General features: G+C 66.0%; 10 protein-coding genes. 5 read left to right on the top strand and 5 right to left on the bottom strand.

Annotated features, from left to right (window positions below):
- The first annotated feature begins 98 nt into the window (after positions 1–98).
- From C1922_RS13770 to C1922_RS13755, 4 genes are all read left to right on the top strand, one after another.
- On the top strand, positions 99–1,019 hold the full coding sequence (locus C1922_RS13770) for a DMT family transporter (protein WP_108750267.1): 921 nt from the start codon (positions 99–101) through the stop codon (positions 1,017–1,019).
- On the top strand, positions 926–1,354 hold the full coding sequence (locus tag C1922_RS13765) for an MGMT family protein (protein WP_234413319.1): 429 nt from the start codon (positions 926–928) through the stop codon (positions 1,352–1,354). Before C1922_RS13770 ends, C1922_RS13765 begins: the two co-directional genes overlap by 94 nt.
- Before the next feature lie 93 nt (positions 1,355–1,447).
- Complete coding sequence (locus C1922_RS13760) at positions 1,448–2,122, top strand: rhomboid family intramembrane serine protease (protein WP_108750266.1); 675 nt, start codon at positions 1,448–1,450, stop codon at positions 2,120–2,122.
- A gap of 238 nt (positions 2,123–2,360) precedes the next feature.
- Positions 2,361–2,951: a DUF1629 domain-containing protein gene (locus tag C1922_RS13755; RefSeq protein ID WP_108750265.1), complete on the top strand. Its 591-nt coding sequence runs from the start codon at positions 2,361–2,363 to the stop codon at positions 2,949–2,951.
- 67 nt (positions 2,952–3,018) lie between these two features.
- Here the strand turns inward: C1922_RS13755 and C1922_RS13750 are convergent, their stop codons facing one another.
- Together C1922_RS13750 and C1922_RS13745 are read right to left on the bottom strand one after the other, a co-directional pair.
- Entirely contained in the window at positions 3,019–4,605 is a 1,587-nt protein-coding gene (locus C1922_RS13750) for an NAD(P)/FAD-dependent oxidoreductase (RefSeq protein ID WP_108750264.1), read from the bottom strand.
- On the bottom strand, positions 4,602–5,084 hold the full coding sequence (locus tag C1922_RS13745) for a VOC family protein (protein ID WP_108750263.1): 483 nt from the start codon (positions 5,082–5,084) through the stop codon (positions 4,602–4,604). Before C1922_RS13745 ends, C1922_RS13750 begins: the two co-directional genes overlap by 4 nt.
- 125 nt (positions 5,085–5,209) lie before the next feature.
- Here C1922_RS13745 and C1922_RS13740 point away from each other — a divergent pair, with 125 nt between their 5' ends.
- Positions 5,210–6,865 (top strand): SDR family oxidoreductase, encoded by a 1,656-nt coding sequence (locus C1922_RS13740; protein WP_108750262.1) that lies wholly within the window; start codon positions 5,210–5,212, stop codon positions 6,863–6,865.
- A gap of 90 nt (positions 6,866–6,955) precedes the next feature.
- On the opposite strand, the gene C1922_RS13735 is transcribed toward C1922_RS13740, so the two are convergent.
- The 3 genes from C1922_RS13735 to C1922_RS13725 form a co-directional block, all read right to left on the bottom strand.
- A complete protein-coding gene (locus C1922_RS13735; RefSeq protein WP_108750261.1) occupies positions 6,956–8,962 on the bottom strand; it encodes a M13 family metallopeptidase in 2,007 nt (668 codons plus the stop codon).
- 201 nt (positions 8,963–9,163) lie between these two features.
- Positions 9,164–11,311, bottom strand: coding sequence for a M13-type metalloendopeptidase (locus C1922_RS13730; protein WP_108750260.1), 2,148 nt, complete (start codon positions 11,309–11,311; stop codon positions 9,164–9,166).
- 158 nt (positions 11,312–11,469) lie between these two features.
- A complete protein-coding gene (locus C1922_RS13725) occupies positions 11,470–14,397 on the bottom strand; it encodes a TonB-dependent receptor (RefSeq protein WP_234413519.1) in 2,928 nt (975 codons plus the stop codon).
- Positions 14,398–14,690 lie beyond the last annotated feature (293 nt).

Below are 14,690 nucleotides of genomic sequence, written 5' to 3'. Positions count from 1 at the left end.
ATGCTCGACGCTACAAGGCGGGCGGGCGCTCCCCGCATGCGACAATGCGCGTCCCCCACATACCCCGTGGCCGCGCCCTGCGGCCTGCTGTCGTCCTGATGTCCAACCCTTCCCCCCGCATCGCTACTGCCTCCCCGCGCATCGCGCTGGGTGGCATCGGCCTGGCCGCGATCGGTGCCGTTGCGGCTTCGGGCAAGGCAATCATCGTCAAGCTGGGCCTGCGCCATGGCGTGGATGCGACCACGCTGCTGGCCCTGCGCATGCTGATGGCGCTGCCGCTGTTCGTACTGATGGCGCTGTGGGCCGCACGCCGCGCCGAACCGCTGTCCTGGGCGGACCGTGCGCGCGTGCTGTGGCTCGGCTTCACCGGCTACTACCTGTCCAGCCTGCTCGATTTCCAGGGGCTGCAGTACATCAGCGTGACCCTGGAACGGCTGATCCTGTACTTGAACCCGACCCTGGTGCTGCTGATCAACGTGCTGCTGGCACGGCAGCGGCCGGGGCGCTGGCAGATCGCCGCGCTGGTGCTCAGCTACCTGGGCGTGCTGCTGGCCTTCGGCCATGACCTGCAGCGCGAGGGCGGGCAGATCATCATCGGCAGCCTGCTGGTGCTGGGCAGTGCGCTCAGCTATGCGCTGTACCTGTTCGGCAGCGGGCAGGTGGTGGCGCGCGTGGGCGCGGTACGGCTGACCGCCTATGCCAGCTGCGTGGCCAGCGTGCTGGTGCTGCTGCATTTCACGGTAACCCACCCACTGCCGCTGCTGTGGCAGGCACCGGCGCCGGTGCAGTGGTTGTCGCTGGTCAATGCCACCGTATGCACGGTGCTGCCAGTGCTGGCGATCATGCTGGCGGTGCAGCGCGTGGGTTCGTCGCTGGCCGCGCAGGTGGGTATGCTGGGCCCTGTTTCCACCATCGTGATGAGCCTATGGCTGCTCGACGAACCGATGGGGCCGGCGCAGATCGCCGGCACCGTGCTGGTCCTGCTCGGCGTGCTGCTGGTGACGCGCCTGCGGCGCTGACCCCGGAACAGGCGCGCGCGCGCATCCTGCAGGTGATCCATGCCATTCCGCCAGGCCAGGTGATGGGCTACGGCCAGGTCGCCATGCGTGCCGGTCTGCCCGGTCGTGCCCGCCTGACCGCACGCGTGCTCGGCCAGAACGACGATCCCAGCCTGCCCTGGCACCGCGTGCTGCGTTCGGACGGCCGTATCGCCATGGCCGAAGGCTCGGCGGGCTGGCGCGAACAGGTGCAGCGCCTGCGTGCCGAAGGCGTGGTGGTCACCAACGGCCGCGTGCGCATGCCGACGATCGACCCGGCCGCCGCCCTGGACGCGGCGCTGTGGGGCCCGGCCTGATCATCGCCGCCGGCTGAACCGGCACGGCGGCGTCGTCGTCAAACCCACACCCTGCACCGGCTATGATGGAGTTCGTTCCATGCCGGTCATCCCATGTTCCCGCGACTGCCTACCGTTACCAAGGCCCTGCTGATCGCCAACGCGATCCTGTTCCTGCTGCAGCAGCCGTTCCTGCTCGGCATGCAGACCTTTGCCCCGTTCATGCTGCAGCCGTTGCAGCAGGGCTTCGACGCCTTCTCGCCGGGCGGCAACTTCCAGCCCTGGCAGCTGCTGACCTATGGTTTCCTGCACGGCAGCTTCGGCCACCTGTTCTTCAACATGCTGGCCGTTTTCATGTTCGGCGCGCCGCTGGAACAGACCTGGGGCGAGAAGCGGTTCCTGATCTATTACCTGGTGTGCGTGGTCGGCGCCGGCCTGTGCCAGTTGCTGGTCGGCTCGCTGCTGGAAAACCCGGCACCGGTGCTGGGCGCATCCGGCGGTGTGTTCGGCCTGCTGCTGGCCTACGGCATGCTGTTCCCGAACCAGCGGGTGATGCTGCTGTTCCCGCCCATTCCGATGAAGGCACGCACCTTCGTGATCCTGTTCGGCGTGGGTGAACTGGTGCTGGGCATGACCGGCTGGCAGCCGGGCGTGGCCCATTTCGCACACCTGGGCGGCATGCTGTTCGGCTGGCTGCTGATCCGCTACTGGCGCGGCCAGCCACCGTTCAACAAGCGCCGCCCGCCCGGCCCGCCCAAGCGCCCGAACCACCTGCGCAGCGTGAAGTGAGGCGCGCCGCGCATCACTTCACGCGGGTAGGTGCCCACCGTCGGTCGGCACACCTTGTCCCACGCGGGTGGGTGCCAACCTTGGTTGGCACTTCCTGATGAGAACAAGACGAGGATGATTCGCCGTTCCCGATCACCGTTTGATGGAGGTGAGCGTGGATGTTGTGCAGGCAATCCGCCGATTGACTTTGAATCTCTTAGCTTCGAATGATGTTTCTTGCATCCAGTAGAGATTTGGCATGGGCTACCTGCTGACAACCACCGAAAATTCGTTCGGGCTGTTGAATTACGCTCATGAACAGTCGGAGGACCACCTCCTGTTCAGGGCGGGCATTCGACTTGAAGGGCTTAAGCCTACGCTTCTATATCAAGTTAGGAGTCGGGCGGCTCTGAAGCGCCTAAGGAAGCACCATATTGTCTCAAGCACTGGACCTGACCTGGTCAGCAGAGACCTTAGGACAGCCTTGGAAGCCTTGGCGCCTTCTGATGTCGAGTTTTTCGACGTCACGGTCATCTGCGGTGGCGATGTCGTAGATGGCTACAGCGCAATCAATATTCCAAATCGCTCCAATTGCTGCGATATGGCGGCGAGCGAGTACGAACTTACGAATTTTGACCCTGTTAACCCGACCTATATGTTCCTGTACACAGTGATCAAGGAAGAGTCGCCCGACGGTTTCGATGTTGTCGGGTGTCGTGAACAGCCTTCTTCCATCGTCGTAAGCAACCGCATTAAAGAGCAATTGATGAAGAGCGGCTTGTCGGGGTTGGCCTTCTGCCGCTCGCTGGATCTAACCCCGCGAGACAGAACCATTTACGAATTCTGCTAGGCGTCTTTGGTCTTCCGACGATCCATGCAATCGTCGGTCGAACACCACATTCACAAACAGGCCGGCCCTACCCATCCTGCAACACCACCTGCGCGGCATTGTGCCCCGGTGCACCCGTGACGCCGCCACCGGGATGGGTGCCCGACCCACATAGATACAAACCTGGCAGCGCTCCGCGATACCCGGCCTGGCCCACCATCGGGCGCGCTGAAAACAACTGGTTGGCACTGAGCGCGCCATGGAAGATGTCGCCGCCGATCAGCCCGAACGTGCGCTCCAGATCCAGCGGCGACAGCACCTGCCGGCCCAGCACGCTTGCCGCGAATCCCGGTGCATGGCGATCGACGGTGGCGATCATCAGGTCGGCCACGGTGTCACGGTGGTCATCCCAGTGCATGCCGTCCGGCAGCACCGGCGCCACGTGCTGGCAGAACAGGCTGGCCACATGCTGCCCCGTTGGTGCCAGCGAATCATCCAGGGTGCTGGGAATCAGCATCTCCACGATCGGCTCGCGCGACCAGCCGTCGCGGCGCGCATCCAGCCACGCGCGATCCATGTGGTCCAGGCTGGGGGCCAGGATGATGCCCGCGCTCAGGTGTGGGCCGGGGCCGGGCAGGGCTCGGAAATCGGGCAGCGCAGACAGCGCCACGTTCATGCGGAAGGTGCCCGAACCGCAGCGCCACTGCGCCATGCGTTCGCGGGTGGGTGCCGGTACCTGCTGCGGCTCCAGCAACTGTTCGTACAGCAGTTTCGGGTTGACGTTGGCCACCACCGCGTGGGCGCGCTCGCTGCTGCCGTCGGCCAGCACCACGCCGACCACGCGCCCGTGCTCGACCTGCAACTGGCGCACGCCGGCATCGACCCGCAGTTCGGCGCCGGCACCGCGTGCGGCCGCGGCAATGGCCTGGCTGATCGCGCCCATGCCACCGATCGCATGGCCCCAGGCACCCTTCACCCCGTTGCACTGGCCGAACACATGGTGCAGCAGCACGTAGGCGCTGCCCGGCGTGTAGGGGCTGGCGTAATTACCGACGATGCCGTCGAAGCCGAACAGCGCCTTGATCGGTTCGCTCTCGAACCAGCGGTCCAGGTACTCGGCGGCCGACAGGGTGAACAGGTCCAGCAGTTCCTGCCGCAGCGCCGGGTCCAGCGCCGCCAGCTCGCGGCCCAGCCGGCCCATCTGCCACAGCGCCGGCAGCGCACGCCAGCCGGCGTCCACGCCCAGGTCGGGCGGCGCGCGCAGCGCCCAGGCGCGCAGCACGTCGGCGAAGATTTCCAGGCGGGCTTCATAGGCGGGCAGGGCCTGCGCATCGCGCGCGGAAAACTTCGCCACCTCGGCCTGGGTGCGCCCCGGTGCTGCCAGCAGATAGCGGCCATCGGCCAGCGGCAGGAAGTTGTTCACCGGCCGCGCAACGATGCGCAGCCCGTGCCGGTGCAGCTGCAGGTCGTCGATCACCTTCGGCTGCAGCAGCGATACCGTGTACGAGGCCACCGAGTTGCGGAAACCCGGGTGGAACTCTTCGGTGACGGCGGCCCCGCCCAGCGCCGAGCGTCGTTCCAGCACCAGCACCTTGTGCCCGGCGCGGGCCAGATAGGCGGCGCACACCAAGCCATTGTGGCCGCCGCCGACGATGATCGCGTCCCAGTGGTTCATGCCTGCGCGATGGCCGCTTCGATGGTGGCGATGTCGATCTTCTTCATCGGCATCATGGCATTGAACGCGCGTCGCGCCAGCGCCTTGTCGCTGCTGGTCACCGCGTCCATCAACACCCGCGGGCTTATCTGCCAGGACACGCCCCAGCGGTCCTTGCACCAGCCACATTCGCTTTCCTGGCCGCCGTTGCCGACGATGGCGTTCCACAGCCGGTCGGTTTCGGCCTGGTCCTCGGTCTGGATCTGGAAGGAAAACGCTTCGCTGTGCTTGAACGCCGGGCCGCCATTGAGGCCCACGCAGGGAATGCCGTATACGGTGAATTCCACCATCAGCACATCGCCCTCGCGGCCGTCGGGGTAGTCACTGGGCGCGGCATGCACAGCGGTCACCGCGCTGTCGGCAAAGGTCTGCGCATAGAAGGTGGCCGCCGCCAGGGCGTCCTTGTCGTACCACACGCAGATGGTGTTCCTGTGGGCCATGGTCGGGCTCCGCAGTGGACGGTGGCGCAGCGATAGCACGGCGCCCGTTAACACCGGATCGTGCTGCGCTGCAGGAGCGCCAAGCGGCGCGCTACCATGGCGCAACGACACGACAGGGAAGGCGCGTGAAGATCCTGGTTCTGGGTGGGTACGGTGTGTTCGGTGGGCGCCTGGTGCGGTTGCTGGCGGATCTGCCGCAACTGGAGCTGTTGATCGCGGGCCGCAACCTGGCGGCGGCGCAGGCGTTCTGCGCGGCCCATCAGGGGCAGCCGCAGGTACGCCCGCTGCAGGTGGACCGGCGCCAACTGGCCCCGGTACTGCGGGCCAAGTGCCCCGACCTGGTGGTCGACGCCTCCGGGCCCTTCCAGGACTACGGCGAACACCGCTACAGCGCGGTGGAAGCGTGCATCGCTGCCGGCATCGATTACCTGGATTTCGCCGATGCCGCCGACTTCGTGTCCGGTGTGTCCGCCTACGATGCACAGGCCCGCGCGGCCGGCGTGTACGTGCTGTCCGGGGTCAGCAGTTTTCCGGTGCTGACCGCTGCGGTGCTGCGGCAGATGGCCACGCGCATGGACATTGTGCGGGTGGAAGGCGGTATCGCGCCGTCGCCGTTCGCAGGCATCGGCCTGAACGTGATGCGCGCGGTGGTGGGGTACGCCGGTTCGCCGGTGAAACTGCGCCGGCACGGCCGCGATGGCCACGGCATCGGCCTGGCCGAGAGCCGCCGTTTCACCGTCGCGGTGCCGGGGCGCCTGCCGCTGCGCAACCTGCATTTCTCGTTGGTGGATGTGCCCGACCTGCAGGTGCTGCCGCCCGAACACCCGACCATGACCGATATCTGGATGGGCGCCGGCCCGGTGCCGGAAGTGCTGCACCGGGTGCTGAACCTGCTGGCCAGGGCGCGCTGGCGCTTCAAGCTGCCGTCGCTGGAGCCGTGTTCGCGCCTGTTCTACACCGTGCTGAACCTGATGAAGTTCGGCGAACATCGCGGCGGCATGATCGTACGTGCGCAGGGCACCTGCAATGGGGTGCCGGTGGAACAGAGTTGGCACCTGCTGGCCGAAGCCGACGACGGTCCGTACATTCCGTCGATGGCGATCGAAGCGGTGATCCGCAAGCAACTGGCCGGTGAGCGGCCGACACCGGGCGCGCGCCCGGCAACGCACGCGCTGGAACTGACCGACTACGACCAGCTGTTTGCCGGCCGCACCATCCACACCGGTTTCCGCCGCGACATGCCCGGTGCCAGCCTGTACCAGCGCGTGCTGGGCGATGCGTATGCACGATTGCCTGCCACCGTGCAGGCGCTGCATGCACCGGGTGCGGCGCAGCGCTGGGTGGGGCAGGCGCTGGTGCAACGGGGCAGGGGACTGCTGTCGCGGCTGCTGGGCGCGCTGTTTGGCTTTCCTGCTGAGGGCGAGCAGGTGCCGGTCAGCGTCGAGTTCGCCCCCGAAGCCGGTGGTGAGCGCTGGACGCGCACCTTTGCCAGCCGTCGATTCTCCTCGCTGCAGACCGAAGGCCGCGGCCGCGACGAGGAACTGCTGGTCGAGCGCTTCGGCGCCGTGTCGGTTGCGCTGGCCGTGGTGGTCGAGGGGGGGCGGCTGCAGCTGGTGCCGCGTCGCTGGTCTCTGCTGGGGATCCCGCTGCCGCGCGCGCTGCTGCCGGGTGACCAGAGTTTCGAGTACGAAGAAGACGGACGGTTCGTCTTCGACGTGGAGATCGGTGCGCCGCTGGTCGGGCGCATCGTGCACTACCGGGGGACGCTGCAGCCCGGTTGACGGGCATCCTCGCGTGGCGTGGATCCACCTTTGGAACATGCGAAAAAGGCGCCCGAAGGCGCCTTTTCCTTTACTGCATCACCGCTGCATTCAGCGCCAGACCTTGATCTGCTCGGCGTCGGTGCGCTGCATCGGCTGGCCGGCCTTGCAGCTGAAGGTCGCGCCGAAGGCCGGCAGGTTCGACAGCGGACCGTTGGTGCGCCAGCGGCCCGGTGCACGAATGTCGGCGGTCAGGCGGCGCGCGGCTTCGTTCGGCGAAAGCTGCTGCGGCCACAGCGCAGCCCAGGCGCGGAAGAAGCCCTGCTGCTGGGCCGGCTTGGCCTTCGGTTCCTGCGCGGTGTAGGCCGCCCAGGCCAGCTCCAGGCCGGCGATGTCGGCCAGGTTCTCTTCCTGGGTCAGCGTGCCGTTCACCTTGGCACCCTTCACGCCGGGGAATTCGTAGGCGCCGTACTGCGCGGCCACGCGGTTGCCCAGCAGGGTCCAGGCGGTCTTGTCGGCCGGCGTCCACCAGCTGCGCAGTTCGCCCTTGGCATCCACCAGAGCGCCCTTGGCATCGATGGCGCGGTTCAGTTCGTGCCCGACCAGACCGCCGAAGCTGCCGAACTTGTCGGCGGCGTCGGCCTTGGCGTTGAACACCGGGCCCTGCAGGATGGCGGCGGTGACGATCAGGCGGTTCTGGGCCAGATCGTAGGCCAGCGACGGCTGCTGCGGCAGCACGTCCCAGCGGCGGTCGGCGTTGCCCTTGCCGATGCGCTTCATTTCTTCGCGGTGGCGCCAGGTCGAGGCGATCAGCATGTTGCCGCCGAACGAGCCACGGCCCATCGGCTGCACGCTGTAGTCCAGGTCGCGCAGCGGAGTGCCGATCTCGATCTTCAGCGCGGCCAGCTTGGCCTGCGCTTCGGTCTTGGCCTCGGCGCTCATCCAGGTGCTGTTCTTCACCGCGTCGATCTGCACTTCACGCACCTTGTCGACGATCCACGCCGCCTGGCGGCGGTCTTCAGCCGACAGGTAACGCGCGGCATATTCGCGGCCGACCATCGGGCCGGCGGCCACGTTGATGGCGTCCAGCACGCTTTCCCAGCGCTGCGGCGGCAGGGTTTCACCGCGCAGCACGCGGCCGCGGAATTCGAATTCCGCATCGCGGTAGGCCTTGGACAGGTACGGCGCCATCGAATCACCCACGCGCCAGCGCAGGTAGGCCTTCCACTGGTCCGGCTTGAGCTTGGTGACCATGCCGTCGAGCTGCTTGAACAGCTGCGGGTCGGCCAGCGAGACCAGGTCGTCGTTCACGCCCTGCGCCTTCAGGAAGGCATCCAGCTGCAGGTTGCGGTAGCGGCTGTTCAGGTCCTTGGTGGAGATCGGCGCGTAGTTGTTGAACGGATTGTTGATGCCGGCCAGCGACTGCGCGTTGCGCGCCAGTTCGGTTTCCAGCGCGATGACCGACTGCGCTTCGGCATCCAGCTTGGCGGCCGGGGTGCCGGTCAGCGCCAGGATCTGCTTCACGTAGTTGCGGTAGCGGCCCATCAGGGCGACGGTGTCGGCATCGGAGCGGGTGTAGAAGGCCGGATCAGGCAGGCCCATGCCGCCCTGCATGAAGTAGCCGATGTGGCGGTCCAGCGCCTTCAGGTCCACGTCCGGGCCGAAGTTGAAGGCCACCGGGATACCGACCTGGTGCAGCGCGGCAATCGACGCCGGTACATCCTTGGCCTTTTTGATGGCATTGATGCGGGTCAGCAGCGGGGCGATCGGGTTCGAGCCGTCCGCTTCCACGGCGGCTTCGTCCAGGCCGCTGGCCCAGAAGTCGCCCAGCAGCTTCTGCACGTTGCCCTGCGGCGCCTTCATCGAGGCGTCCAGCAGTTCACGCTGCTGCTGGCGGCTGCGGTCGACCAGCTGGCCCAGCGCGGTCGCAGCGCCGGTCTGCGGGGCCGGGTTGGCCTTCAGCCAGCCGGCGTTGGTGGCGTCGTAGAAATCGCTGCACTGGACGCTCACGGCAGGCGCGCGCGCGGCCTTTTTCTTGGCGGCGAATGCATCGTGGGTCGGGACCAGGGTCGCCAGGCTGATGCCCAGGGCGACGGCAAGCGGACGGAAGTTGGGCATGTAGAACGAATCCGTGATGGATTGAGGGCGGGCGAACTATAGCAAGCCGTGCATGGGCGCGGCATGCACGCCTCACGCGGTGCTGGGTTTACCCGCATGGGGTCGGAGCCCTCGCGCTGCGCGCAAGGGATCCGACCCCGGAAAAACAAAGGCCCGGGACGTCCCGGGCCTTTGCAGGTCTACCGCAGCTTCAGCCGTGGCTTACCAGATCACCACCTGCTGGTCGCCGCTGCGGGCCATCGGCGAACCGGCCTTGCACTGGAACGCCGCTGCGAAGGTCGGCAGGTTCGACGGCGCACCCATGGCGCGGAACTGCGCCGGGGCGTGCGGGTCGGTGGCCAGGCGGACCTTGGCGTTTTCCGGGGTGTACTTGGTGCGCCACACGGTGGCCCAGTTGAAGAAGAAGCGCTGGTCGCGGCTGAAGCCATCAACCTTCGGGTCTTCCTTGCCGGCGCTGGCCTTCTGCAGGGCGTCGTAGGCTGTGGCCAGGCCGCCCAGGTCGGCGATGTTCTCGCCCAGGGTCAGCTTGCCGTTCACCGCCTGGCCGTCCACCTTGTACTGGTCGAACTGCTTGACCAGCTTGCCGGTCAGGCCCGCGAAGTTCTTCGAATCGCCTTCGGTCCACCAGTTCTCGAAGTTGCCGGTCGGCCCGAAGCGGCTGCCCTGGTCGTCGTAACCGTGGGTCATTTCATGGCCGATGACCGCGCCGATGCCGCCGTAGTTCAGGGCGTCGTCGGCCTTCGGGTCGAAGAACGGCGGCTGCAGGATGGCGGCCGGGAACACGATCTCGTTCTGCAGCGGGTTGTAGTAGGCGTTGACCGTCTGCGGGGTCATGCCCCACTCGGTCTTGTCCACCGGCTTGCCGATCTTGGACAGGTTGTACTGGTAGTTGAACGCAGTGGCCGCGCGCACGTTGCCCAGGTAGCTGTCACGGTTGGTCTGCAGGCCCGACCAGTCGCGCCACTTGTCCGGGTAGCCGATCTTCGGGGTGAAGGTTTCCCACTTGGCGATGGCCTTGGCCTTGGTTTCATCGCTCATCCAGGACAGGCCCTGGATGCGGTCCTTCAGCGAGGCGGCCAGATTCTTCACCAGGTCTTCCATCTTCGCCTTGGCTTCCGGCGAGAAGGCTACCTTTACGTACAACTGGCCGAAGGCTTCGCCGGCGTCGCTTTCAATGGTGCCCAGCACGCGCTTCCAGCGCGGCTTCTGTTCCTTCTGGCCGTTCAGGGTCTTGCCGTAGAAGTTGTAGCTTTCCTGCACGAAGGCTTCGGACAGGTACGGCGAGGCGCCATCAACGGTGTGGAAGCGCAGGTAGGCGCGCCAGATCGACGGATCGGTATCGGCCAGGGCCTTGCTCACTTCCTGGTGGAAGGTCGGGATGGCCAGCGAGAACTTCTCCGGCGCGGCGACGTTCTGCGACTTGAAGAACTCGGTCCAGCTGAAGTTCGGGGTCAGTGCGTCGGCCTCGGCCAGGGTGACCGGGTGGTAGAACAGGGACACGTCGCGCGACAGTTCTTCGCTCGACTTGGAGGCCTTGGCCAGGCGGGTTTCGAATTTCACCACGTCCTCGGCCTGCTTGGCCGCATCGGCCGCTGCCACGCCGGACAGTTCCAGCACCTTGGCCACGTGGGCCTGGTAGGCCTTCAGCTTGTCGGCGTTCTTGGCGTCGGTGTAGTAGGTGGTGTCGGGCAGGCCCAGGCCGCCCTGGCTGGCGTAGGCCATGTTCATGGCCGAGTTCTTGAAGTCCGCTTCGGCACCGAAGCCGAACAGCACGTTCTCGCCCTTGGCCGCGCTGCTGCGCAGGTAATCGGCGATGGCGGCCTTGTCCTGCAGGCCATCGATGGCGGCCAGGTCGGCCTTCAGCGGCTCGATGCCCTGGGCGTTGATCTTGGCCTCATCCATGCCGGTGGCCCACAGGTCACCGACCACCTTTTCAATGTGGTCGGGGTTCTTCACCTGCGCCACCTGCTCGACCAGCTGGTGCTGCACGGCCACCGAACGCTCGTCCAGGATGGTGAAGGCGCCCCAGCTGGTGCGGTCGCCCGGAATCTCGTTGGCAGCCAGCCACTTGCTGTTCACGTAGTCGCCGAAGGCGGTGCAGGCGTCCTTGCTGGTGTCCAGGTCACCGGGCTGGAAGGCGTTGTAGGCCGGCAGCTTGCTTTCGTCCAGCTTGTAGGCGGTGGCGGCTTCGGTGGCAGCCGGCGTGGAGGCGGTGGCGTCCTTTGCCGGGGTATCAGTCTTGCCGCAGCCGACCAGCGCGGCCGAAACGGCCAGGGTCAGCAGCACGATCTTGGGAGTACGGGTCACTTGAATGGCCTCCAGGCCGAGTGAGTCAGGGAAAGGCCGCATGGACGGCCGTGGGCCGAACAATACGCCTGCGGCCCGGCCTGCAAGGGTGTCGAAGGTCATGGCCGATTGCAAACCCCCCAGCCGTTGGCCGGACCGCCAGATATGGAAAAGGAAAGGGCGGCTTGCGCCGCCCTTTCCGGGTACTGCCTGAAGCGCTATCAGAACTTGTACGAGGCGCCCATGTAGAAGTAGCGGCCCACGTTGTCATACAGCGCCGAACCCACGTCCGCACCGAAGTAGTTCACCGGCGGATCCTTGTCGAAGGCGTTGTCGATGCCCAGGTACACGTCGATCTTGTCGCCCGGGAAGCGATAGCCGAACTGGAAGTTGTTGTACACGTAGGAACCGTTGCGGATCGGGCTCTGCGAACCGGGGTTGCTGTTGTAGCTGTCCGGGGTCACGCGCAGGTTGCCGTCCACGTAGGTCATGTCCCACGACGCACGCCACTGGCCCAGCGAGTACTTGGTCTGCAACTGGGCGCGCCAGCGCGGATCGGTCACGTAGGTGACGTACTCGGTGTATTCATCCGGGAAGTCCTGGAAGGCCCATTCGCGGGACTGCAGCAGACGGGTACCGACGAAGCGCACCACGGTATCGCCACCGGCCAGCTTGAAGCGGTAGTCCATTTCCAGGTCGACACCGATACGGCGCGAGCGGGCCAGGTTCTCGTTCAGCGCGGTCCAGCGGGTGATCGAGTACTCGGGGAAGGCCCGGCCCGTGGCATCGGTGAAGCCGCCAACCGGCGCACGCACGATCTGGTCACAGAACGCGTTGCCCACGCCCCCCGGCGAATCGACGCAGCGGGTCGCGTTGGTCTGCGCATTCACTGCACCGATGGCGTCCTTCAGGTTGATGTTCCAGTAGTCGATCGACATGCCGAACCCTTCCAGGAACTCCGGCTGCCACACCAGACCGTAGGTGAAGCTGCGAGCGCGCTCGGGCTTCAGGTCCGGGTTGCCGCCGCTCACGCCGGGGCGGCTGGCAGTGTAGGTGTCGACCCAACCCACTGGAATGCCCAGCGCCGAGCAGTTGGCCTGGCGCAGCGCCGGGTCCTTGGCGGTGGACGGACGGTTGCTGTTGGTCACCAGGTAGTTGCAGGGATCGGCGACGGTGGCGAAGTTCTCGCTCTGCGGGTTGTACAGTTCACCGATGCTCGGTGCACGCACGGCCTGCGACAGGGTGCCGCGGGCACGCAGGGACGGAATGATGGTCCAGTCCAGGCCGACCTTCCAGGTGGTGGTCTTGCCGATGCTGCTGTAGTCGGACCAGCGACCGGCGGCATCCATGGTCAGGTTGTAGATACCCGGGATGTCGGCCAGCAGCGGCACGGTGGTTTCCACGAACGCTTCGCGCACGTCGTACTTGCCGGCGCGGTTGGGAATGGCGTTGAGGAAGGTCAGGCCCTGTGCGGCCAGCGGATCGGTGATTTCGCGGCTCTTCTCGCGGCGGTATTCCACGCCACCGGCCACGCCCACGTCACCGGCCGGCAGGCTGAACAGCGAGCCATTGGCAACCGATGCGCTGAACACGCTCTGCTGGATGCGCGAGAAGTTGTACGAATTGACGTTCATCCAGTCGCGTGCGGCCTGGGTGACCTGGCCATTGCCCAGCACGCTGAACGGAACGCATCCGTCACGGCCGAACGCGGAGTAGACGCGGCCGGTGTGCGGATTGATGGCGTTCGGATTCAGCGTGGTGCGGCAGGTGACCTGGCCGGTGGCCGGGTCGATCACCGCATCCAGACCCGCCTGCCAACGCTCGTTGATGCGGTTGTTCAGGTTCCAGCGCTTGACCTCGCTCTGGCCCCAATTGCCGTACACATCGTAGGTCCAGTTTTCGCTCAGGTTGCCTTCCATGCCGAACACGAAGCGCTGGGTGTTGCGCTCCACGTGTTCGCCGCGCTGGCCGGCATCGACGTTGAAACGGTTCAGCGTGAGCGACGAGGCGCCGTTGGCCAGCATCAGCGCACGCAGTTCCGGCGAAACGAACGCGTTGTCACGCTGGATGCGGATGGTGGTATCGAACGACGGCTGCGCCAGGAAGTCCGACTCGGTCTCGGTGTACTTGCCTTCGAAGTACAGGCGGTGGTTGTCGGTCAGATCGAAGTTGACGATCGTGTTCACGCTCTTGCGATCGAACTCCGGCTGCAGGTCAGCCACGGCGTTCAGATCGGCGAAGTCGCAATTGGTGCAGCTGCTGTTGCTGACGACGATGCCGTCGTAGCGCTGCTTGCGGAACGTGCCATCCGGGTTGAACTGGTAGCGGTTGCCCCAGGTGGCCGGATTGGTGGCACTGAAGGTGCCCAGGGTGAACGTACCGCCGTAGGAGATCGAGTGGTTGCCGCCCGGGCCGCTCAGCACGGTCTGCGGGTTGCTTTCGCTCGGCGGCTTGGACGAGTCGTAGTTCGGGTTCGGAACCGAGACCAGGTACTCGCGACCGATGGCACGGTCGGTGCGCACGAAGCGGTCCTGCTTGCTGTATTCCAGCGCGATCGCCGCGTTACCGCGGCCACCGGCGAAATCGGTACCGGCCGACACGCTGACGAACGAGCGGTTGAAGCCGCCTTCGTCGGCCATGCCGGTCTGGCCACGGATTTCCGCGCCGTCGAAGGACTTCTTCATGATGAAGTTGACCACGCCGGCCACGGCGTCGGCGCCGTACACGGCCGAGGCGCCGCCGGTGATGACTTCCACGCGCTCGATCCATTCCACCGGAATGGTGTTCACGTCCACCGAAGTGGAGCCGGAGGTCGAACCCACGTGGCGGCGGCCATTGACCAGCACCAGCGTGCGCGAGGTGCCCATGCCGCGCAGGTCCAGCAGGCCCACGCCGGCGGTACCGATAAAGCGGGTGGAGTTGCCCAGCGTGTAGCTCGGGGTCAGCGCCGGCATGCGGGTCATCAGGTCGCCGATGTTGTTCGCGCCGGTGGCGCGGATTTCTTCGGCGGTGATGGCCGTCACCGGTGAGGGGGTGACGAAGCCGGTGCGCGCAATACGCGAGCCGGTCACGCTGATGCGATCCAGATCGACCGGGTTGGAGCCCGGGGTGGCTTCCTGTGCCAGGACGGGTGCGGCGGCGGCGAACATCAGGCCGGCCAGCAGTGCATTGGTCAGCGGGTGGCGACCGGGCAAGCGGTGGTGCGTCATCAAGTGAATCCCCCTAAGAAGTGTGAAACGCCGGACTTCCTTGCCGACGTTCTGCAAATGTTCATGCGTCATCCTGACGTCACCGGAACCTAACACGGTCTTAACGGGAAATGTACGGTTGTGTCACAAGAGTTTGCTAAATCAGTCGGTTCGATACACAAAACTGCAACAAATACAGCGTCTTAGTCTCAGTTTCCTTTGCAACTTCTGGCGGCCTGAGTGTTCGATGAATG

Origin of the sequence: Stenotrophomonas sp. ZAC14D2_NAIMI4_7 (assembly GCF_003086675.1) — a bacterium.
Lineage (GTDB): Bacteria > Pseudomonadota > Gammaproteobacteria > Xanthomonadales > Xanthomonadaceae > Stenotrophomonas.
This window is presented reverse-complemented; position numbering and strand designations above follow the sequence as displayed.